Genomic DNA, 19072 nt, shown 5'->3' with positions numbered 1-19072 from the left:
CCCCCCCCCCCCCCCCCCCCCCCCCCCCCCCCCCCCCCCCCCCCCCCCCCCCCCCCCCCCCCCCCCCCCCCCCCCCCCCCCCCCCCCCCCCCCCCCCCCCCCCCCCCCCCCGGGGGCGGGGGGCAGGCACCCGGTGTGCGGCGGAAGGAACGGAGGATCAGGCCTGGGCCATCTCCCGCGCCAGCTTGTCCAATTGCCGGATGCCGGCTTCCTTGTCCGTCAGGTGCAGGCGCAGCACCGGGCGACCCAGATCGGCCAGCACCTGCGCATCGCCGCTGGCCTGCGCGGCAATCAACTCGCCGAAGGTGAAGGCCCTCTCCGGAATGGACAGGTCCATCGAGGACTCCGCGGTGAGCTGAAGGTAGGCGCCCACGCGCGGTCCGCCCTTGTGGAACTGCCCGGTGGAGTGCAGGAAGCGCGGCCCCCACCCGAAGGTCACCGGGCGCTTGGCGGCGGCGGCAAGCAACGGGCGGATGTTCTCCAGCTCGATGTCCGACCGGCGGTCCAGGTAGGCGTGGATGCCGAGGTAGCCGTTGGACGGCAACGCGGCAACCAGGGCCGCCAGGGCGCCGGCGAGCGAATCGCACCCCTCCAGCAGCCCCGCGGAGCCGCGGACCTCGATGGCGCCGTCGGTGAACGCGGCCGGAACGGATTCCGGGGTTCCTTCCAACAGCGAGCGGGCGGCAACCTTGGCGGCCTCCACGTCGGGCTGGTCGAAAGGGTCGATCCCCAGCAGGCGCCCGGCCACGGCGGTCGCGTACTCCCACAGCAGCATCTGCGCGCCCAAGGCGCCGGAGAGCGCGACCGAGGCGGTCTCGGCGTCGATGTCCTCGTCGGTGAGCAGGCCGGTGTCGGCGACCAGGCGGATCTGCAGGAAGTCGGCAGCCGCGCTGATCGTTTCCGGTGCCCGGTCCTCCACGACAACCGGCAGCACGCCGGTCTGCTCCTTGCCGGTGGATTCCGAGATGAGCTGTTCCGCCCAATCGGCGAAACCTGCCAGTCCCGAGCCCTCGTCGGCGAAGATGAGCTTGTCGCGCAGGGGGCTCGTGCCGGCCATGGCGGCACCCAGGGCCAGGGCGATGTTGTCCTCGTCGTCCTCGGCCAGGAACTCGGCCGCGGCCGCGGCCTCGTCCAGGAAGGCCTCGATGTCGACGCCCGCGAGTCCTGCGGGAACCAGCCCGAAGGCGGTCAGCGCCGAATAGCGCCCGCCCACGGACGGGTCGGCGTTGAACACCGCGCGGTAGCCGGCCGCCCGGCTTGCCTGATCCATGGGCGATCCCGGGTCGGTGACCACGATGATGCGCGAGGCGGCATCGAGGCCGGCGTCGTTGAACGCCTGCTCGAAGACCCGGCGCTGCGAGTCGGTCTCCACCGTTGAACCGGACTTGGAGGCAACCACCAGGGCGGTGGTGGCCAGGCGGTCGGCGAGGATGCCGGCGACCATTTCCGGGTCGGTGGAGTCGCAGACGACCAGCTCGACGTCGTTGGTCGCGCAAATGACCTCGGGCGCCAGGGAGGATCCGCCCATGCCGGCAAGCACGATGCGGTTCACCCCCTCGGCGCGCAGCTCGTCGCGCAGTGCCAGGATGCCGGGCACCAGGGCGCGGGAGTTTTCCGGCGCGTCGACCCAGCCCAGGCGGACGGAGGCCTCGGCGCGGGCCGACTCGACCCACACCGTGGCGTCCTTGGCGGCGATGCGGCTGGCGACCTTATCGGCCACCAGCGACGGCACATGGGCCTCGATGGCCGCCTGCGCGGCACCCGTGGCGATGAACCCCAGGGAACTCATTTCACGTTCGCGTTCTTGAGCGAGGCATCGAGGTCGGTCAGCAGCTCGTTCCAGGCGGCCTCGAACTTCTGAAGGCCCTCGACCTCGAGCTTGGCCACGACGTCGTTGTAGCTCACACCCAGGGCCGCCAGGGCGTCAAGCACCGCGTTGGCCTCGGCGTAGCTGCCGGACACTGCATTCCCGGTGATTTCCGCGTGGTCGGCGGTGGCTTCGAGGGTCTTTTCCGGCATGGTGTTCACGGTGTTCGGGGCGCACAGCTCGGTGACGTAGAGGGTGTCCGGCAGGGCCGGGTCCTTCACGCCGGTGGAGGCCCACAGCGGGCGCTGGGCGTTGGCGCCGGCCGCGGCCAGCACGTTCCAGCGCTCGGAGGTGAACGTCTCCTCGTAGACCTGGTAGGCCAGGCGGGCGTTGGCGACGCCGGCCTTGCCGCGCAGGGCCAGGGCCTCGTCGGTGCCGATGGCGTTCAGGCGCGCATCGATCTCGGTGTCCACGCGGGAGACGAAGAAGGAGGCGACCGAGTGCAGCTTGGACAGGTCATGCCCGTTGGCCTTGGCTGCCTCCAGGCCGGTGAGGAAGGCGTTGATGACAGCGCGGTAGCGCTCCAGCGAGAAGATCAACGTGACGTTCACGGAGATGCCTGCCGCCAGGGTCTCGGCGATGGCCTCGAGGCCCTCGACGGTTGCCGGGATCTTGATCAGCACGTTCTCGCGGCCGACCATCTCGTGCAGGACCTTGGCCTCGGCGATGGTCTCGGCGGTCTTGCGGGCCAGGCGCGGGTCGACCTCGATGGAAACGCGGCCGTCGGCGCCGCCGCTTGCTGCGGCGATCGGAGCGAACAGGTCGCAGGCCGCGGCGACGTCGTCGGAAGTGATCTTGAAGACGGCTTCCTCGGCGTCCATGCCGGCTGCCGCCAGCTCGGCGACCTGCGCCGCGTAGGACTCGCCGTCGGACAGGGCAGCGTGGAAGATCGAGGGGTTGGTGGTGACCCCGACGACGTTCTTTTCCTTGATCAGGGCCTCGAGCGAACCGGAGGTCAGGCGTTCGCGGGAGAGGTCATCGAGCCAGATCGAGACGCCGGCGTCCGAAAGGGCCTGGGTGTTTGCGTTGCTCACGGTAAAAATCCTTTGCGTGTTGGGGGGGTGTTACTTGGCGGCCGAGATGGAATCGAGGGCGGCGGCGGTGATGGCCTCCGCGGTGATCCCGAACTCGGTGAAGAGGCGCTTGTAGTCTGCCGAGGCGCCGTAGTGGTCAAGGGAGATGATGCGTCCGGCATCGCCCACCAGCTCGCGCCAGCCCTGGGCCACGCCGGCCTCGACCGAGACGCGGGCCTTGACGGCGGCGGGCAGCACGGATTCGCGGTAGGCGGCATCCTGTTGGTTGAACCATTCCAGGGACGGGATGGAGACCACGCGGGCGGCAACGCCCTGGGCCTGCAGGGCCTCGCGGGCCTCGATGGCCAGGGAGACCTCGGAGCCGGTTCCCAGCAGCAGCACCTCGGGGGCGACGACCTCGCCGTTGGCGGTGGCGTCGGCGAGCACATAGGCGCCCTTTTCGACACCCTCGGCCGCGCCGAAGCCCAGCTGTGCACGGTCGTAGACCGGGAGGTTCTGGCGCGAGAGGATGATGCCGGCGGGATTGGACGTGGTTTCCAGGATCTTCTTCCACGCGTAGGAGACCTCGTTGGCATCCGCCGGGCGGACCACGTCAAGGTTCGGGATGGCGCGCAGGGAGGCCAGCTGCTCGACCGGCTGGTGCGTCGGTCCGTCCTCGCCCAGGCCGATGGAGTCGTGCGTCCACACGTAGATGGAGGGCACGCCCATCAGCGCGGAGAGGCGGATGGCCGGGCGCTGGTAGTCGGAGAAGATCAGGAAGGTGCCCGAGTAGGCGCGGGTCGGGGAGGCCAGCGTGATGCCGTTGACGATCGAGGCGGCAGCGTGCTCGCGGATGCCGAAGTGCAGCACCCGGCCGTAGGGGTTGCCCTTCCAGGAATCGGTGGAACGCGATTCCGGGATGAAGGACGGTGCACCCTCGATGGTGGTGTTGTTCGAGCCGGCCAGGTCGGCCGAGCCGCCCCAGAGCTCTGGCAGTACGCCGGCGACGGCGTTGATGACCTTGCCGGAGGCCGAGCGGGTGGCGACGTCCTTGCCGGGCTCGAAGACCGGCAGGTTCTCGTCCCAGCCGGCCGGCAGCTCGCCGGATTCCAGGCGCGCCAGCAGGGCGGCGTTTTCCGGGTTGGCGTTCGACCAGGCGTCGAAGCCTTCCTGCCAGGTGGCGCGGGCGGCGGTGCCGCGCTCCTGCACGGAGCGGGCGTGGGCCAGTACCTCGTCCGCGATCGCGAAGTTGGCTTCCGGGTCGAAGCCCAGGGCGGTCTTCAGGCCTGCAACCTCGGCGCCGCCGAGCTTGGAGCCGTGGATGCCGCCGGTGTCGGCCTTGGTCGGCGAGGGCCAGCCGATGACGGTGCGCAGGGAAATGATCGAGGGACGGTTGCTCTCGGCCTTGGCGGCGCGCAGGGCGGCGTCGAGCTCGGCCAGGTCCTCGACGTAGTTCCCGGTCTTGGTCCAGTCCACGCGCTGGGTGTGCCAGCCGTAGGCCTCGTAGCGGCCGAGCACGTTTTCGGTGAACGCCACGTCGGTGTCGTCCTCGATGGAGATGTGGTTCTCGTCATAGACCACGACGAGGTTGCCGAGTTCCTGGTGGCCGGCCAGCGAGGAGGCCTCGGAGGTGACGCCCTCCTGCAGGTCGCCGTCGGAGGCGATGACCCACACGGTGTGGTCGAAGGGGCTGGTGCCGGCGGGTGCGTCGGCGTCAAGCAGGCCGCGCATGCGGCGCTGGGCGTAGGCGAAGCCCACGGCCGAGGCCAGGCCCTGGCCGAGCGGACCGGTGGTGATTTCCACGCCGGCGGTGTGGCCGAATTCCGGGTGGCCCGGGGTCTTGGCGCCCCAGGTGCGCAGTGCCTCGAGGTCTTCGAGCTCCAGGCCGTAGCCGGAGAGGAAGAGCTGCAGGTACAGGGTCAGCGAGGTGTGCCCGGGGGAGAGCACGAAGCGGTCGCGGCCGATCCAGGCCGGATCGGACGGGTCGTGGCGCAGGTGCTGCTGGAAGAGCAGGTACGCGGCCGGGGCCAGCGAGATCGCCGTTCCGGGGTGGCCGTTTCCAACCTTCTCGACCGCATCCGCGGCGAGCACGCGGGCGGTGTCGACGGCTCGCTGGTCAAGATCGGTCCAAGCGAATTCGCTGTTTGCTGCTAGTGGCGCCACGTTGTGGGTCCTCCCTGTACGGTGTGCATTTCAAAGTCATGTGGTTGCGGGGCATCCCGCCCTGTAAGCACAACGCCGCCGTCCGTCCAGTGATTCACGGGACGGTTTCGGCGGCGGCGCAACGGTTCCAGCTTAGCGTCATTGGCCTCAAAAATGCCCGTTTGAGACCGCTTGTTGAGGCATGGCGAAAACTATCGGTGCCGGGGATTGCGGGCGGGCGCGCCCGCGTGTCGCCCGCACGGAAAGATCGCGGCCCATTTCTACGTGCTGTAAAAGGGTATGCTAGAGGGTGATTGTCCTTATTGACCCCCGTAGAACTGAGTAGATGTCTGTGAAGACCGTGTCCGTTGACTCCGCAACGAGGGCCCGTGCAGCTCGTCAGCCGAATGAATCGGTTGGCGACTTCGTGTCGCGAAAGGCCAAGGCCTATGTGGCCCTGACCAAGCCTCGCGTCATCGAGCTCCTGCTCGTGACCACGCTGCCGACCATGATGTTCGCCGAACGCGGTTTCCCCTCGATTTCGCTGGTGCTGGCCACCTTGCTGGGTGGGGCCATGGCTGCCGGGGCATCCGGCTCCTTCAACTGCTACATCGACCGCGACATGGACAAGGTCATGAAGCGCACCAAGGGGCGCCCGCTGGTGACCGGCGAGGTGACCCCGCGCGAGGCGTTGATCTTCTCCTACGCCCTTGGCTTCGCGTCGCTGGCGGTGCTCTGGTTCGGAACGAATCCGCTGACCACCGCACTCGGCCTGGCTGCAATCCTCTTCTACGTGGTGCTGTACACGCTGATCCTCAAGCGCCGGACGGCACAGAACATCGTGTGGGGCGGGATCGCCGGCTGCATGCCAGTGCTCATTGCCTGGGCGGCGGTCACCAACAAGATCGAATGGCCCGCCATCATCTTGTTCCTGATCATCTTCCTGTGGACCCCGCCGCACTACTGGCCGCTGTCCATGAAGTACGCCGACGACTACAACGCCGCGCGGGTGCCGATGCTCGGTGCGATTTCCAGTGCCCGCCGGGTCTCGGTGCAGGTTGTCCTGTACGCCTGGGCCACGCTGGTCTGCTCGCTGCTGCTGGTCCCGATGGGCTACGCGGGCATCGTCTACACCGTGCTGGCAGGCGTCTCGGGCCTGTGGTTCGTCTACGAGTGCCACGTGCTCTACCGCGAGGCCCAGCGCGACCATGAGCCGGCGGACATGAACAAGAAGGCCATGAAGGTCTTCCATATCTCCATCACCTATCTGACGCTCGTCTTCGTCGCCCTGGCCATCGACCCGTTCGTGGGCGGCCCGCTCTTCTAGGACACACGCCAGGGACAAAGCCGAAGCACCGATGGCGGCTCGCACGGGGAAACCCGGGCGGGCCGCCTTCTCGTTGCCCGGCAGTTTCTTCCACGGACCTTGCGGGGCGGTTCAACGCCTGACCGGCGTGGCTTGCCGCGCTCGTTCCCGGTGCCTGGTCCGCGGGCAATCCCCGTGGAACGGGTTCCCCGATATTGCGCGACCGCGAAAACGCCGGCCGGGAGCTCCGGCAGGGCGACCTTGCGGCGACATGCGGTGCAACGCAAAACGCCCGCCTGCGCGATGCAGGCGGGCGTTTGTTGCCGGACGGGATCGGTACGACTAGAAGGGGAACTTCCCTGTGGTCCGGTCCCAGGCGTTGGCGGCTGCCGCTGCCAGCAGCGAGGCCCCGAGCATGTGGGCAAGCACCAGGAGGATCGGCAGGCCGGTGAAGTGCTGGACGTAGCCGATAACGCCCTGCAGCAGCACGACTCCGACCATCAGCAACAGCGGATTGCGCAGCTTCGCGTCCGAGGCCCGGCGGAAAGCCAGCACCAGGGCAACGACGGTCGCTGCGACCAACAGGTAGACCGGAACCACGTGGATCCGCGTGACGATGTACGGGTCGAACATGTGGCGCGGGGCATCCGCGTCCCCGGCGTGCGGGCCGGTCCCGGTGACGATGGTGCCCAGCACCAGGGCCAGTGCCGAGGTGGCGAAGATGGTCCAGGCAAGGAAACGCTGCGTGGATCCGGCGGGCGTCCCCAGCGAGGATTCGCCGCGGCGCAGTGCGCCGGTGCGGTTGACCAGCAGGGTGGCGGCCATGACCAGGGCGGCCGAGACCAGGAAGTGCAGGGACACCACCCACGGGTTCAGGTTGGACCAGACGGTGATGCCGCCGATGACCGCCTGGGCGGGAATCACTGCCAGCAAGGCGATGGACAGGCGGTAGATGGTCCTGTGGGTGGTGCGCAAGCGCCAGATCGACACGATCATGGCCACGGCGATGGCGGCGAGGATGAAGGTGAGCAGGCGGTTGCCGAACTCGATGAGTCCGTGGATGCCCATTTCCGCAACCGGCGTCATGGACCCGGGCACGCAGTTCGGCCACTGCGAGCAGCCCAGGCCCGACTTGGTCAGGCGCACGGCGCCGCCGGTGACGATAATGCCGATCTGGGACGCGAGGGACGCAATGGCCAGGCGGTGCACCGTGGTATTCACGGTGGCGGGCAACTTGTCCGTCCAGCGGTTGGCGGCGGGGGAGGTGGTGCTCATGGTGTTGTGCTCCAGGATTCTAGTTCCACTTGAACCAGCGTGTTGCGGCGAAACCGGCAATGATTGTCCATGCCAGCAGGATGAGGATCCCGGAGACCGAGGTGGTTCCGGTGATCAGGGCCGCCCGCAGGGAATCACCCAGGGCGGCGGAGGGCAGCAGGTCGACGATCGGCTGCAGGTATGCGGGTGCTCGGTTGCTGGGGAACAGGATCCCCCCGACTGCGGCCAGCAATACCCAGGCAAGGTTGGTGATGGCCAGGGTGGCCTCGGGGCGCACGGTGCCCGCGACCAGCAGCCCCAGGGCGGTAAACGCCGCGGCGCCCAGCACCAGCAGGGCAATGGCCCAGCCGATGCCAGCCGGCGCCGGCCGCCACCCCAGCAACAGGGCGGTGCCGCCGATGACGACGACCTGGAGGAACAGGACCACCAGGACCGCTATGACCTTGCCGTAAATCAGCCCGGCGCGGCCCAGCGGAGTCGTTGACAGGAAGCGCAGCACCCCGTAGCGGCGGTCGAAACCGGTGGCGATGCCCTGCCCGGTGAACGCGGTGGACACCACGCACAGGGCCAGAACGCCGGGGGCTGCGGCATCGATGGGCTTGGCGGCGATGTCCTTGAGCAGGTCGGTGAAGACCAGGCCGAAGAGCGCCATGAGCGGCAAGACCACGGCAACGACGAGTTGTTCCCCGTTGCTGATCATGCCCATGGTCTCGTAGCGCCCCTGGAGCAGGATGCGCTTGAGGGTTCCCTGGGCGTTGGCGGCCGCCGGCGCGGCCTGCATGCTAGTTGGCATTGTTTCCCTTGTCGGCAATCTCCAGGAACACGTCTTCAAGAGTTCGCGGTTGCATTGTCAGTGCGTGGGGCAGGACGCCCTCGCGGGACCACCACGTCGTCAGTTCCGCCAGGTCCCCGGGGGAGCGCACGCCGTCAAGGCGGTAGTGCCCGGGGGAGGCCTCGGTGAGGGTGAGGTGCGGCGGCAGCGGGGGCGGGACCATGGCTGCCGCGGCGGTGAAGTCAACGGCCTGGGTCGCGGTCTCCTGGTTGGCATGGGCGGTGAGCTCCGCAACCGTTCCCTGGGCCACGTTGCGTCCCTCGTGAATGATGTAGACGTAGTCGGAAAGCTTCTGCGCGTCTTCCATGAGATGGGTGGTCAGCACGATGCATTTGCCTGCCTCGCGCAGCTCGCCGATCAGGTCGAAGACCACGTGGCGCGATTGCGGGTCCAGCCCGGCGCTCGGCTCGTCGAGGAAGACGACTTCCGGATCCCCGGCCAGGGCGGCGGCCAGAGCCACCCGCTGCTTCTGGCCGCCGGAGAGCCGGCGGATGGAGGTTGTGGCAAACTCGTTGATGCCCAGGCGCTCGATGAGGGCGTCAAGGTCCGCCGGGTGGCGGTAGAACGAGGCGACGTGGCGCAGCAGCGGGATCGGGCGCAGCGATGGCGGCAGCCCGCCGTCCTGCAGCATGACGCCCACCCGCGAACGCAATGCCGGGCTGGCGCCGTAGGGATCCTCGCCCAACAACCTGACCGTGCCCCCGTTGGGGCGCAGCAGGCCCTGCGCACAGCCAAGGGTGGTGGACTTCCCGGCTCCGTTGGAACCCAGCAGCGTGGTGACGGTTCCGGGGTCGGCCTTGAGGCTGATGCCGTACAAGACGCGCATCATGCGGCCATCCAGGGCGGGGACGGGACCGAAATCTTTGAGCAAGTCCTCGATGACGAGACTTGGAGACACATTGGACACCCGGCTATTCTAGGCTACGTAGTAGATGAGGCGGTCGGGGTGTGGCGCCGGTCTCCCTGGGTCGCCGGCGGTCGGGTGCGACATTAAGCCCGCGGCGAGGTAAGCAGTGCCTTACTAGACGGGCTGGCTGGATTAGCGCATGCTTGTGTTGTGTATTCATCGAATCAGACAGTGCCGGTCGGCGACGCCCCGGCACACAACATTCCCGCGACAGGGGAAGCCGAAGAACGCACCCGCGACCGAGTCCTGTATTCCGTGTTGGAAGACGGCCCGGTCAGCGCCGCCGAACTGGGCGAGCGCCTGGGCTTTACCCCTGCAGCCGTCCGTCGCCACCTCGATGCGCTCTCCAAGCAGGGGCTCGTCGAGGTCAAGCTCGTGGCCAACCAGCGCACCGGCGCCGGTCGACCCTCACGCCGCTACGTGCTGTCACACCGCGGCCAAACCAAAATGGGCAACGATTACCTGGATATCGCCACCGATGCACTGGCCGAACTTGGCCGGGCCGCCGGACCGGCAGCCGTCGAGGCCTTTGCCGCCCGCCGCTTTGCCGCCATGGAACGGCGTTACCGTCCCGTGGTGGCCGACATCGAGGGCCTCGAGGAACGCGCCGACGCGCTGAGCGATGCGCTCAGCGCGGACGGATTCGTTGCCTCCACCCGCAAGGTCGGCGCAGATTCGCCGACCGCCACCATGCTCAGCGTCCAGCTGTGCCAGGGGCACTGCCCCATCCAAGATTTGGCTCGGGAATTCCCCGTCTTTTGCGAGATGGAAACCCAGGCCTTTTCCCGTCTGCTGGGTGTCGATGTGCGAAGGCTCTCGACACTTGCCAGCGGCGGGCATGTGTGTACGACCCACGTCCCCGTGGGCCGGAACCAAACTCCTCAGCGCGCTGAGAAGAGAACTCGAATCAAGATTACGAAGCAGGAGAGGCCGCGATGACGGATCAGATTGCACAGGAGTCCCCCGACGCCGGCGTAATTACCGAGATCCTGGAGAAGAACCCCGAACTCCAAGGAATCGGCAATTACGAGTACGGATGGAGCGACAAGAACGACGCGGGTGCCAATGCGCGCCGCGGCATCAGCGAGGATGTTGTCCGCAACATTTCGGAGCTCAAGTCCGAGCCCCAGTGGATGCTGGACATGCGCCTCAAGGGCCTGAAGTACTTCGATCGCAAGCCCATGCCCACCTGGGGCGCAGACCTCTCGGGCATCGACTTCGACAACATCAAGTACTTCGTGCGTTCCACCGAGAAGCAGGCCACCAGCTGGGAGGACCTGCCCGAGGACATCAAGAACACGTACGACAAGCTCGGCATCCCCGAGGCTGAAAAGCAGCGCCTGGTTTCCGGTGTCGCCGCCCAGTACGAGTCCGAGGTTGTTTACCACCAGCTCCGCGAGGACCTGGAAAAGCAGGGTGTCATCTTCCTTGACACCGATACGGCCCTGCGCGAGCACGAAGACATCTTCAAGGAATACTTCGGCACGATCATCCCGGTGGGCGACAACAAGTTCGCCTCGCTGAACACCGCGACCTGGTCCGGCGGATCCTTCGTCTACGTCCCCAAGGGCGTCCACGTGGAAATCCCGCTGCAGGCATACTTCCGCATCAACACGGAAAACATGGGCCAGTTCGAGCGCACCTTGATCATCGCCGACGAGGACTCCTACGTCCACTACATCGAGGGCTGCACCGCCCCGATCTACACCTCGGACTCGCTGCACTCGGCAGTTGTGGAAATCATCGTGAAGAAGGGCGCCCGCGTCCGCTACACCACGATCCAGAACTGGTCGAACAACGTGTACAACCTGGTGACCAAGCGCGCCGTCTGTGAAGAGGGCGCAACCATGGAGTGGGTCGATGGCAACATCGGTTCCAAGGTCACCATGAAGTACCCGGCCGTCTACCTGGTCGGCGAGCACGCCCGGGGCGAGACCCTGTCGATCGCCTTCGCCGGCGAGGGCCAGCACCAGGACACCGGTTCCAAGATGGTCCACATCGCACCGAACACCTCCTCGAAGATCGTTTCCAAATCGGTGGCCCGCAACGGCGGCCGCGCCGCCTACCGCGGCCTGGTCCAGGTCCGCGAGGGTGCCAAGGGCGCACGCAACTCGGTCGAGTGCGACGCGCTGCTGGTCGACCAGATCTCGCGTTCGGACACCTACCCGTACATCGACGTCCGCGAGGACGACGTGACCATGGGCCACGAGGCCACCGTTTCGCGCGTGTCCGAGGAGCAGCTCTTCTACCTGATGAGCCGCGGCATGACCGAAGAGGAAGCCATGGGCATGATCGTGCGCGGCTTCGTCGAGCCGATCGCCCGCGAGCTCCCGATGGAGTACGCCATGGAACTGAACCGCCTCATTGAACTGCAGATGGAAGGATCCGTCGGTTAATCATGACTGATACCGCAACTCACTCAACGGGCGAAAAGGCCCGTATCGGTGCACCCAGCATTTCCGGTTTCACCGAAGAGGGCGAAAACCTCTCGCCGTTGAACGAAGCAGAAGTAGCAGCCTCGCCGTTGGGCGGCGACGCAGCCAAGGCGCACAGCCACGGTGGCGGGGCAGGAATCCCTGATTCCTCGCGCGCCGGTCGCAAGACCAGCTACAACGTCGAGGACTTCCCGGCGCTGACCGGACGTGAAGAGGACTTCCGCTTCACCCCGCTCAAGCGCATGGGCGGCCTGCACAAGAACGCGTTGGCCGGGGTTGCCCCCGAGCTGACCGTGGCCGGTGCCAACGTCTCCACCTTGGAAACCGTTGCGATGACCGATGCACGCGTCGGTTCCGCCGGCATCCCGGAGGACCGCATCTCGGCCAACGCCTGGAAGCATGCGGCCGAGGCCAAGGTGCTGACCATTCCCGCGAACTCCAGCGGCGAACAGGTCACGCTGACCTACACGGGCACCTCCACCGAAGCGGCCGCCAGCCACCTCGTGGTCGTCGCCGAGGCCAACTCCGAGTCCGTCGTGGTCATCGACCACGTCGGGTCCGCAGTGCTGGCGCAGAACATCGAAATCGATGTCCGCGAAGGCGCCAAGCTGACCGTGATCTCGCTGCAGGCCTGGGCCGACGACGCGATCCACGCTTCCTCGCACCTGGCGAAGGTCCGCAAGGACGGCCACCTGAAGCACATCGCCGTGACCTACGGCGGCGACTTGGTGCGTCTGACCCCCTCGGCGCACTTCGATGGCCAGGGCGGCGAGGTGGAGCTCTTCGGACTGTACTTCGCGGATGCCGGACAGCACCTGGAACACCGCTTGTTCGTGGACCACGCCACCGAGAACTGCAAGTCCAACGTGTTGTACAAGGGTGCCCTGCAAGGCAAGGACGCACACACCGTGTGGGTCGGCGACGTCTTGATCCGCAAGGAAGCCAAGGGGACCAACTCCTACGAGGCCAACCGCAACCTGGTGCTCACCGAGGGCGCACGCGCCGACTCGGTGCCGAACCTGGAAATCGAGACCGGTTTGATCGACGGGGCCGGACACGCCTCCACGACCGGACGTTTCGACGACGAGCACCTCTTCTACCTGATGAGCCGCGGCATCGACGAGAAGACCGCACGCCGCCTGGTGGTGCGCGGCTTCCTGAACGAGATCGTGCAGCAGATCCGGGTACCGGAGATCGAGGAACGCCTGGCCGAGACGATCGAGCGCGAGCTCGCCGCCACGGACAGCTAGTCCAGGCTTTTCCCCCCACCAACACCAAAACTTCGTCGATCCACATCGACTTCACGGAAAGAGAACGGACTCAAGGCATGTCTACTCTGGAAATCAAGGACCTGCACGTCTCCATCGAGACCGAGCAGGGCAACAAGGAAATCCTCAAGGGTGTTTCCCTCACCATCAAGACCGGCGAAACCCACGCAATCATGGGCCCCAACGGCTCGGGCAAGTCCACCCTGGCCTCGACCATCGCCGGGCACCCGCGCTACACCGTCACCTCCGGCTCGATCACCCTCGACGGTGCCGACGTCCTGGAGATGGGCGTTGACGAGCGTGCACGCGCCGGCCTGTTCCTGGCCATGCAGTACCCGGTCGAGGTTCCGGGCGTCTCGATGACGAACTTCCTGCGCACCGCCAAGACCGCCATCGACGGGGAAGCCCCGAAGCTGCGGACCTGGACCAAGGACGTCAAGAGCGCCATGGAAAAGCTGAAGATCGATGCCGAGTTCGCCTCGCGCAACGTCAACGAAGGCTTCTCCGGCGGCGAGAAGAAGCGCGTGGAGATCCTCCAGCTCGAGCTCTTCAAGCCGAAGTTCGCCATCCTGGACGAGACCGACTCCGGCTTGGACGTCGACGCGCTGAAGGTCGTCTCCGAAGGTGTCAACCGCGCCCAGGAAGAGAACGAGATGGGCACGCTGCTCATCACGCACTACACCCGGATCCTGCGCTACATCAAGCCGGACTTCGTGCACGTCTTCGTTGACGGCAAGATCGCCGAGCAGGGTGGCGCCGAGCTGGCCGACCGCCTCGAGGACGAGGGCTACGACCGCTTCCTGAACGTTCCGGCCTAGTCATGAGCGTATCGAACGAAACGACCAGCGGGTCGGCAGAAACCGAGCTTGAGGACGTCGAAGAAGCGCTCAAGGATGTCATCGACCCGGAGCTCGGCGTCAACATCGTTGACCTGGGCCTGCTCTATGGGCTGAAGTACGCCGAAGACGGCGCACTGCTCATCGACATGACCCTGACCACCGCTGCCTGCCCTTTGACCGATGTCATCGAAGAGCAGGTCAGCCAGGCACTGGAGTCGGTTGTCGATTCCTACCGCCTTAACTGGGTCTGGATGCCGCCATGGGGTCCGGAGCGGATCACCGATGACGGCCGCGACCAGATGCGGGCCCTGGGCTTCAACATCTAGTCCTGCGGACAAGACAAAAGCGAGGTGCGTTTCCCCTTCAGGGGGGATCGCACCTCGCTTTTCGCTTTCTGGATTCAGCCGCCGGGCTTGTCCAGGTCCCGCGCCGAGAGCGTGTCGCACTGGTTGATGTCCCCGGTCGCATATCCCTGCAGGAACCAGGACTGGCGCTGCGCCGAGGAACCGTGGGTCCAGCCCTCGGGATTCACCCGCCCGGTGGCCGCCTCCTGGATCCTGTCATCGCCCACGGCCGAGGCCGCCGACAGCGCCGAGCGCAGGTCGGCCTCGGTGAACGGCTCCATGAAGGTGTTGCCCTCGGCGTCCTTGGTGTTCGCCGCATGCGCGGCCCACATGCCGGCAAAGCAGTCGGCCTGCAGCTCCACGCGCACCGAGCCCGAAGTCGCACCCTTGGCCCCCTGCTGGGATGCTGCGAGGGTGCCGATGGTGTTTTGGATGTGGTGCCCGTACTCGTGCGCCACCACGTATTCCTCGGCCAGGGCCCCGCCATCTGAACCGTAGTTGGTGCTCAGGTCGGCAAAGAATCCGGTGTCGAAGTATGCGACCTGGTCCGCGGGGCAATAAAACGGGCCCACCGCGCTGGTCGCGGTCCCGCATTCCGTGCTCACCTGCCCGTCGAAGACCTCGACCCCGGGCTGCTGCACCTGCACGTCGTATTGCGGCAGGTAGCTGAGCCAGAAGCTGTCAAGCGATTGCGTGGTTGCCAGGATCCGGCAGTCGGTGCGCGCATTGGCGTCGGCCCCGGTCTGGCATTCGGTGATGCCCGCCGGTCCGTTCTCGTTGGCTCCCTGCTCGATGCCGGGATCCCCTCCGAGCCCCAGCTGCGTGAGCATGTCGGGGTTGACACCCAGCAAGGCGGCAAGCAGCACCACGATGATGCCGCCACCGCCGGCGGCGATCTTGCCGCCGCGGCCCCGGCCGCGCGAGTCCCTGATGCGTCCGGAATCGAGTTGTGCGTCGTCGTTGAAACTCATGAAACATACAATACGTGCGCGTAGCCGATTTGGGTGGATTGTCGTGCGCAAACCCCGCGGAAACGTTAGTTGCGTTCCATGATGCCGCGGGCGGCCAGCGCGTCCGCGGTGCGCTGGGCATAGGCCACGGTGTTGATGACCACGGGTGCTGCCAGCGTCGCGGGGTTGCGCCCGATTCCGCGGGCCTTGGCAGCGTCCGCGAGGTCCTGCACCGAACTTGCTATCGCCGGGATGCTGCGCAGCATCAGGGCCACTGCCAGCGCGACGGTGGCGGGGTTCCCGCCGATCAGCCGGACCGGCGCTGCGGCGCGTTCCAGCCCGTCGAGCAGCGCGGCCTGGGTGGTGGTCAACAGGACGAGACGCCCGCACTGGATGACAGCGAGCATCCCGCTGACCAGCGTCAGGGCGAAGAGCGGCGTGTTGAGGATCGACTGGTAGATCCCCAGGATCGCGAAGATCCACCACAGTTGGCGCAGCGGAGCGGCCCACGCGCGCAGCACGCGAGGTCCGGCCAGGGCGAAGAGCCCCACGCCCAACAACAGGGTTCCGAGCCCGACGGCGGGAATGCGCCAGAGGAGCACCGCGGCACCCACCGCCAGGACCACCAGGTACTTGGCCAGCAGCGGTGCCCGGTGCACCGGGCTGGCACCGGGCAGGTAGTGGCCGAGCAGCATCTGGTGCGAGGCGCTCACGTGGCCAGGCTTCCATGGCGGACCAGCCGGCGGTAGGTGTCCACGGCCTCGGGCGCCGGGCCGTCAAAGACGATCTTGCCGCCGGCCACCAGCAGCGCCCGGTCGGCGGCCGCGGCGAAGTCCAGGTCGTGGGTTGCGTAGATGACCTGCTGGTCCAGTGCACCCAGCGTTTTTTGGAGCAGTTCGTTATTGGCCAGATCCAGCAGCGTGGTCGGTTCGTCCGCCACCAGGATGTCCTGGCCCGCGGCCAGCACGCTGCACAGGGCCACCAGCTGGCGCTCGCCCCCGGAGATGTCATAGATGCTGCGGTGGGCCAGGTGTTCCAGGCCGAGCGCGGCCAGCGCGCGCAGTGCGGAGGCGCTGCGCTTGGCCCGGTCCTTGTGCAAGGCCTTGAGGGAGAGCTCGACGTCCTCGGTGACGATGGGAATGACCAGCTGCGAGAGCGGATCGGTGAACAGGAAACCCACGCGCCTGCGCACGGACTTGGCCTGGCGGACGGTGTCGAAGCCGTGGACCTCCACTGACCCGGTCGAGGGGGTCACCAACCCGTTGAGCATGCGCAGCAGCGTGGACTTGCCTGACCCGTTTGCGCCGATCACGGCGATGCGCCGTTCGTTGAGTTCGAGGGTGCACGGGGCCAGGACGGTGCGCGGGGCCCGCGCCGGGTCGTCGGCGGGCACTGACAGGCCGGCATTGTTGAATCGGATCACGCTTAACGGTATTCCCTGCTGGTGGTGTGGATCGAATTGCGCTGCTGCCGCAGCCGGCATTCTATGCGTTGAAGCGGCGGCGGGCGAAAGACGGGAAGGCCTTGAAGACGCTGACGGCGATGGCAGCGGCCAGCAGGTTCTTCACGACGTCTCCGGGCCAGTAGGCCATGTCCAGGATGAAGGCCTGGCCCAGCGGGATCTGCGCGTTCAAGCTCATGCCCAGGATGCCCAGCGGGTGGATCACCAGGATCGAGCCGCACATGGCGGAGAGGAACAGCCAGACGAAGCGCCGGCGGGTGACCCTGCGCAGCACCAGGGTGGCGAGCGCGCCGGTGACCAGGGCGGCAATGGGGAAGGCGAGCAGGTATCCGGCGCTGGGTGCGGCGAGCGAACCCAAGCCGCCGGAGAACTTGGCAAAGATCGGCACTCCGGCCAGCCCCACCAGCAGGTACAGGCCCACGGCCGAGCCGCCGCGCAGCGAGCCGAGGATCAGTGCGGTGAGCGCCACGCCCATGGTCTGCAAGGTGATCGGCACGCCAAGGGCTCCCACCGGGACGGCCGGAACCAGCGTGAGCACGGCGATGAGCGCGGCAAAGACCGAGACCAGGGCGAGATCGCGGGCCCCGATCCGGGCAGGGGTGTGCGCGTCGATGCGCGGGCTGGAGGTCGTCATGGCTGGGTGTTCCTGTCGATTCGAGATGGTGGCGCTGCGGTGCGTGGATTCGCGTCGCGTTTGCGTTACGAATGACAATACTTGAACACTGTTCAAAAGTCTTGGTCGCCGGTAACAAAAGTGTTGCTCACCACCCGACGCCTGGCCATAAACCGTCGCCGCGGCATTGGTCTCGAGCGCACCGTTCCGCCCGGTCCATCAACCATGCACCGCTTCAACGCCTGAAGCCATCGACTGCCGCGCCGGAGCCGATGTGGTAGCGAACGGCGGACGGCAGGCAGAATGGTGGCATGGATACGGGTGATGGAACGTCGCAGGATCTGTCCGTGGGGCAGCTGGCTGACAGGTCAGGCGTTGCAGTCTCGGCGCTGCACTACTACGAGCGCGAAGGGCTGATTTCCTCCTGGCGAACCACGGGTAACCAGCGGCGGTTCGACCGAAGCGTGCTGCGCCGCGTGGCAGTGATTCGTGCCGCACAGCGCGCCGGCATTCCGCTGCGGTCAATCGCCGAACTCTTCGCCGGACTGCCCGCTGACGGAACGCCACGCAAGGAGGACTGGCAAGCTGTTTCCGCGGCCTGGAGGGACGACTTGCAGGAGCGGATCCACCAGTTGCAGTCGTTGCGGGACGGGTTGGGTGGCTGCATCGGCTGTGGTTGCCTGTCGCTGGCCGAATGCGGATTCGTCAACCCCAATGACCGATTGGCCGACGGACTTGGAGGCGCGACGTTGTTCCGGGAGGACACGGAATTTGACCTCAACCAAGGTTGAGGTTCTAGCGTGGGGGAGTAGTTGGACCAAGCCCGCCGCACCCGTGCGGGCGCCCCGCATGACGAGAGGAACCTGGACCCGCCGTGCAAACCCACATTCCGGCCGCCACGATCGCGGATCAATTTCGCCTCGCCTTTGGAAACCATCCGGCGGGCGTTGCCGTGGTGACGGCCACCGGCCACCGCGGACCTGTCGGAATCACTGCCTCATCCTTGATCTCCGTTTCGGCCGAACCGGCCTACCTGGCGTTCAACATTGCGCGGCGATCGGGCTCCGCCGAAGTGATCCTGGACGCCGAGCACATCGTGGTCCACTTCTTGACGGAGCCCAACGCCGATGTGGCAACCTTGTTCGCTACACCCGGCGAGGAGCGGTTCTCGAAACTGGCAGGGTGGGAACAGTTGCCCACCGGGGAACCCCTGATCCACGGGGTGGGTGTCGCGATGCGCTGCACCATCGAATCGCGGGTTGCCGCCGGACCGGCCACGGTCGTCGTCGCTTCGGTGCTCGAGGTCATCCCCGGCCAATCCACCGCTGCCCCGCTGGTGTACCACCGGCGCGGCTACCACAGCATCGGTGAGCACACGAGGCTCATCGCTTGACCGTCCCCGGGAAACCCCGGGTCCGGTTTTCACCGAAACATGAGTTGAGGATTCATTTTGGCTATTTATACCTTGCCTGAGCTGCAGTACGATTACGCGGCCTTGGAGCCGAACATTTCGGCGCGGATCATGGAGCTGCACCACTCGAAGCACCACGCGACCTATGTGGCCGGTGCGAACACGGCGTTGGAGCAGTTGGCCGAGGCCCGCGAGAAGGGCGAGTTCGGGAACATTCCGAAGCTGTCCAAGGACCTGGCGTTCCACCTGGGCGGTCACACCAACCACTCGATCTTCTGGAACAACCTTTCCCCGGAGGGCGGGGACAAGCCCGAGGGCGAGTTGGCTGCGGCGATCGATGACGCGTTTGGTTCCTTTGACGCTTTCCGTGCGCACTTCACCGCCGCGGCGATGAGCCTGCAGGGTTCG

At 66.7% G+C, this 19072-nt stretch carries 19 protein-coding genes; 9 read left to right on the top strand and 10 right to left on the bottom strand.

Annotation, left to right across the window (positions count from 1 at the left end; genetic code table 11):
• Window positions 1-157 precede the first annotated feature (157 nt).
• Genes ACIPUB_RS19000 through tkt form a run of 3 tightly spaced genes read right to left on the bottom strand, consistent with a single transcriptional unit; the run spans window position 158 to window position 5043 of the window.
• On the bottom strand, window positions 158-1789 hold the full coding sequence (locus tag ACIPUB_RS19000) for a glucose-6-phosphate isomerase (protein WP_407608808.1): 1632 nt from the start codon (window positions 1787-1789) through the stop codon (window positions 158-160).
• Window positions 1786-2901, bottom strand: a complete 1116-nt coding sequence (tal, locus tag ACIPUB_RS18995) for a transaldolase (RefSeq protein ID WP_407608807.1) — start codon at window positions 2899-2901, stop codon at window positions 1786-1788. The genes ACIPUB_RS19000 and tal overlap by 4 nt, the downstream gene beginning before the upstream one ends.
• A gap of 30 nt (window positions 2902-2931) precedes the next feature.
• Window positions 2932-5043, bottom strand: coding sequence for a transketolase (tkt, locus tag ACIPUB_RS18990; RefSeq protein WP_407608806.1), 2112 nt, complete (start codon window positions 5041-5043; stop codon window positions 2932-2934).
• A 325-nt stretch (window positions 5044-5368) separates the two neighbouring features.
• Here tkt and ACIPUB_RS18985 point away from each other — a divergent pair, with 325 nt between their 5' ends.
• Window positions 5369-6349: a heme o synthase gene (locus tag ACIPUB_RS18985; RefSeq protein WP_264269126.1), complete on the top strand. Its 981-nt coding sequence runs from the start codon at window positions 5369-5371 to the stop codon at window positions 6347-6349.
• 321 nt (window positions 6350-6670) lie between these two features.
• Here ACIPUB_RS18985 and ACIPUB_RS18980 read toward each other — a convergent pair whose 3' ends face one another.
• From ACIPUB_RS18980 to ACIPUB_RS18970, 3 genes are read right to left on the bottom strand one after another with little or no spacing between them, the layout of a single operon-like run.
• Window positions 6671-7603 (bottom strand): COX15/CtaA family protein, encoded by a 933-nt coding sequence (locus tag ACIPUB_RS18980; RefSeq protein ID WP_407608805.1) that lies wholly within the window; start codon window positions 7601-7603, stop codon window positions 6671-6673.
• Window positions 7604-7622: 19 nt separating this feature from the next.
• On the bottom strand, window positions 7623-8396 hold the full coding sequence (locus ACIPUB_RS18975; protein ID WP_407608804.1) for an ABC transporter permease: 774 nt from the start codon (window positions 8394-8396) through the stop codon (window positions 7623-7625).
• A complete protein-coding gene (locus tag ACIPUB_RS18970; RefSeq protein ID WP_407608803.1) occupies window positions 8386-9342 on the bottom strand; it encodes an ABC transporter ATP-binding protein in 957 nt (318 codons plus the stop codon). Before ACIPUB_RS18970 ends, ACIPUB_RS18975 begins: the two co-directional genes overlap by 11 nt.
• A 150-nt stretch (window positions 9343-9492) precedes the next feature.
• On the opposite strand from ACIPUB_RS18970, the gene ACIPUB_RS18965 reads away from it, so the two are divergent.
• The 5 genes from ACIPUB_RS18965 (at window position 9493) to ACIPUB_RS18945 (ending at window position 14210) form a co-directional block, all read left to right on the top strand.
• On the top strand, window positions 9493-10281 hold the full coding sequence (locus ACIPUB_RS18965) for a helix-turn-helix transcriptional regulator (RefSeq protein WP_407608802.1): 789 nt from the start codon (window positions 9493-9495) through the stop codon (window positions 10279-10281).
• Window positions 10278-11738: a Fe-S cluster assembly protein SufB gene (gene sufB / locus ACIPUB_RS18960; RefSeq protein WP_407608801.1), complete on the top strand. Its 1461-nt coding sequence runs from the start codon at window positions 10278-10280 to the stop codon at window positions 11736-11738. The genes ACIPUB_RS18965 and sufB overlap by 4 nt, the downstream gene beginning before the upstream one ends.
• Window positions 11739-11740: 2 nt before the next feature.
• On the top strand, window positions 11741-13027 hold the full coding sequence (gene sufD, locus ACIPUB_RS18955) for a Fe-S cluster assembly protein SufD (protein ID WP_264269121.1): 1287 nt from the start codon (window positions 11741-11743) through the stop codon (window positions 13025-13027).
• A 77-nt stretch (window positions 13028-13104) separates the two neighbouring features.
• Window positions 13105-13863 (top strand): Fe-S cluster assembly ATPase SufC, encoded by a 759-nt coding sequence (sufC, locus tag ACIPUB_RS18950; protein WP_264269120.1) that lies wholly within the window; start codon window positions 13105-13107, stop codon window positions 13861-13863.
• Between the two features lie 2 nt (window positions 13864-13865).
• Window positions 13866-14210 (top strand): metal-sulfur cluster assembly factor, encoded by a 345-nt coding sequence (locus ACIPUB_RS18945; protein ID WP_264269119.1) that lies wholly within the window; start codon window positions 13866-13868, stop codon window positions 14208-14210.
• Window positions 14211-14284: 74 nt separating this feature from the next.
• Here the strand turns inward: ACIPUB_RS18945 and ACIPUB_RS18940 are convergent, their stop codons facing one another.
• From ACIPUB_RS18940 to ACIPUB_RS18925, 4 genes are all read right to left on the bottom strand, one after another.
• The gene (locus ACIPUB_RS18940; RefSeq protein ID WP_407608800.1) at window positions 14285-15199 is read right to left on the bottom strand and encodes a neutral zinc metallopeptidase; all 915 of its coding nucleotides are present in this window, start codon (window positions 15197-15199) and stop codon (window positions 14285-14287) included.
• Between the two features lie 65 nt (window positions 15200-15264).
• On the bottom strand, window positions 15265-15891 hold the full coding sequence (locus ACIPUB_RS18935; RefSeq protein WP_407608799.1) for a CbiQ family ECF transporter T component: 627 nt from the start codon (window positions 15889-15891) through the stop codon (window positions 15265-15267).
• Window positions 15888-16601: an energy-coupling factor ABC transporter ATP-binding protein gene (locus ACIPUB_RS18930; protein ID WP_407608798.1), complete on the bottom strand. Its 714-nt coding sequence runs from the start codon at window positions 16599-16601 to the stop codon at window positions 15888-15890. The genes ACIPUB_RS18935 and ACIPUB_RS18930 overlap by 4 nt, the downstream gene beginning before the upstream one ends.
• A 61-nt stretch (window positions 16602-16662) precedes the next feature.
• Window positions 16663-17274: a biotin transporter BioY gene (locus ACIPUB_RS18925; protein WP_407608797.1), complete on the bottom strand. Its 612-nt coding sequence runs from the start codon at window positions 17272-17274 to the stop codon at window positions 16663-16665.
• A gap of 290 nt (window positions 17275-17564) precedes the next feature.
• On the opposite strand from ACIPUB_RS18925, the gene soxR reads away from it, so the two are divergent.
• The 3 genes from soxR to ACIPUB_RS18910 all read left to right on the top strand — a co-directional run.
• Window positions 17565-18044 (top strand): redox-sensitive transcriptional activator SoxR, encoded by a 480-nt coding sequence (gene soxR / locus ACIPUB_RS18920; protein WP_264269111.1) that lies wholly within the window; start codon window positions 17565-17567, stop codon window positions 18042-18044.
• A gap of 83 nt (window positions 18045-18127) precedes the next feature.
• A complete protein-coding gene (locus tag ACIPUB_RS18915; RefSeq protein ID WP_407608796.1) occupies window positions 18128-18646 on the top strand; it encodes a flavin reductase family protein in 519 nt (172 codons plus the stop codon).
• Between the two features lie 57 nt (window positions 18647-18703).
• The coding region (locus ACIPUB_RS18910) for a superoxide dismutase (RefSeq protein ID WP_407608795.1) at window positions 18704-19072 on the top strand (369 nt) is incomplete at its 3' end.

Origin of the sequence: Paeniglutamicibacter sp. ORCA_105, from assembly GCF_045798545.1 — a bacterium.
GTDB classification, from domain to species: Bacteria; Actinomycetota; Actinomycetes; order Actinomycetales; family Micrococcaceae; genus Paeniglutamicibacter; species Paeniglutamicibacter sulfureus.
The sequence above is the reverse complement of the archived record's forward strand: the minus strand, read 5'-3'. Positions and strand labels throughout refer to the sequence as shown.

Coding starts and splice junctions, on each gene's coding strand:
- ACIPUB_RS18980 (WP_407608805.1), bottom strand. CDS start 7,603: ATGAGCACCACCTCCCCCGCCGCCAACCGCTGGACGGACAAGTTGCCC.
- ACIPUB_RS18985 (WP_264269126.1), top strand. CDS start 5,369: ATGTCTGTGAAGACCGTGTCCGTTGACTCCGCAACGAGGGCCCGTGCA.
- ACIPUB_RS18975 (WP_407608804.1), bottom strand. CDS start 8,396: ATGCCAACTAGCATGCAGGCCGCGCCGGCGGCCGCCAACGCCCAGGGA.
- sufB (WP_407608801.1), top strand. CDS start 10,278: ATGACGGATCAGATTGCACAGGAGTCCCCCGACGCCGGCGTAATTACC.
- ACIPUB_RS18925 (WP_407608797.1), bottom strand. CDS start 17,274: ATGACGACCTCCAGCCCGCGCATCGACGCGCACACCCCTGCCCGGATC.
- ACIPUB_RS19000 (WP_407608808.1), bottom strand. CDS start 1,789: ATGAGTTCCCTGGGGTTCATCGCCACGGGTGCCGCGCAGGCGGCCATC.
- ACIPUB_RS18945 (WP_264269119.1), top strand. CDS start 13,866: ATGAGCGTATCGAACGAAACGACCAGCGGGTCGGCAGAAACCGAGCTT.
- sufC (WP_264269120.1), top strand. CDS start 13,105: ATGTCTACTCTGGAAATCAAGGACCTGCACGTCTCCATCGAGACCGAG.
- sufD (WP_264269121.1), top strand. CDS start 11,741: ATGACTGATACCGCAACTCACTCAACGGGCGAAAAGGCCCGTATCGGT.
- ACIPUB_RS18940 (WP_407608800.1), bottom strand. CDS start 15,199: ATGAGTTTCAACGACGACGCACAACTCGATTCCGGACGCATCAGGGAC.
- soxR (WP_264269111.1), top strand. CDS start 17,565: ATGGATACGGGTGATGGAACGTCGCAGGATCTGTCCGTGGGGCAGCTG.